Source organism: Arsenophonus sp. ENCA, from assembly GCF_002287155.1.
GTDB lineage: Bacteria > Pseudomonadota > Gammaproteobacteria > Enterobacterales > Enterobacteriaceae > Arsenophonus > Arsenophonus nilaparvatae.
Genome location: NZ_NHNG01000152.1, coordinates 1 through 1,637 on the forward strand (window position 1 = coordinate 1; position 1,637 = coordinate 1,637).

Below are 1,637 nucleotides of genomic sequence, written 5' to 3' on the forward strand. Positions count from 1 at the left end.
CATAAACGATTATCTCGTAACAGCCGCTCTTTGTTGATCATTTCAAACCTTTATTCTCTAAGTTAAACCTCTTTTTATTCTCAATAGCGTGACAAAAAATGCAAGTCTCTATTCAGCAACTAGTTTAATGGTAATACGACTTCTTTTACCGAATAATAAGGTGGAATAATTTCTTTCGTTACACCCTGTTTAGCTAAAGATTGCCCGACCATGACACGAGCAGCTACTTTTGCCAGTGGTATTCCTGTTGCTTTTGATACAAAAGGCACAGTACGCGCAGCACGGGGATTCACCTCGATTAAATAGACGTCATTATCTTTAACCGCAAATTGAACATTCACTAATCCTCGAACGCGTAGTTCAAATGCCAGTTCTTTTACCTGTTCACTCATGACATTTTGTATATTCTGACTCAAGGTATAAGGTGGCAAGGAACAGGCTGAATCACCAGAGTGAACGCCCGCCTGTTCAATATGCTCCATAATACCACCAATTAATACGGTTTCCCCATCACAAATAGCATCTACATCAACCTCAATGGCATCATCCAGGAAATGATCGAGCAATACTGGTGCATCATTGGAAATACTTACCGCGGTCTGAAAGTACCGACGTAAATCAGTTTCATCGTAAACAATTTCCATTGCCCGCCCGCCTAAAACATAGGAAGGACGTACAACTAATGGACAACCAATATTGTGAGCCTTTTCTATAGCCTGTTCAATTGTCGTAACCGTAGCGTTTTCTGGCTACTTAAGTCCTAAACGAGCCACTGCTTGTTGAAAACGTTCTCGATCTTCTGCGCGATCAATCGCATCCGGGCTTGTGCCAATAATTGGAACACCCGCTTCTTCTAAGGCAAGCGCCAATTTTAAAGGTGTCTGGCCACCATACTGCACAATTACACCTTCAGGTTGTTCGATCCTGACTATTTCTAATACATCTTCTAACGTTACTGGTTCAAAATAAAGACGATCAGATGTATCATAATCAGTAGAAACCGTTTCAGGATTACAGTTTACCATTATTGTCTGATAGCCATCTTCGCGTAACGCCAACGCAGCATGAACACAACAATAATCAAACTCTATTCCTTGACCAATACGGTTTGGTCCACCACCGAGTACCATAATCTTAGATTTGCTATTGTCAGGTTTGGCTTCACATTCATCTTCATAAGTGGAATAGAGATAAGCGGTATCTGTCGCAAACTCTGCTGCACAGGTATCAACTCGCTTAAAAACAGGATGCAGTTTATAATTTTGGCGTAATTTACGGATTTCAGCTTCAGAAACACCGACTAATTTAGCCAAACGAATATCATCAAACCCTTTTCGTTTCAATAGCCGCAAGAATTCTGCTGATAAGCCATTAATGCCAAACTCAGTAACTTTCTCTTCTAAACGAACAAGCTCTTCAATTTGAACCAAAAACCAATGATCAATATTGGTTAGATTAAATACACCATTCACAGACATACCTGCGCGGAAAGCATCGGCTATATACCAGAGGGCACCTCGAAAAACCTAAGCCGAGTTTGATTTTGCTGATAAAGTTATCGGAAGCTGGTCTACTGAGCTAACCACCATGAAGAAACGCAGCGCCATTAAGAATGACCTCTTTGCAAACCAGTATCA

At 40.9% G+C, this 1,637-nt stretch carries 1 pseudogene; it reads right to left on the reverse strand.

The features are described from left to right. Positions 1-128: 128 nt before the first annotated feature. Positions 129-1,511, reverse strand: a pseudogene (carB, locus tag CBG25_RS04185) (carbamoyl-phosphate synthase large subunit); the annotation flags it as partial. Positions 1,512-1,637: the final 126 nt, after the last annotated feature.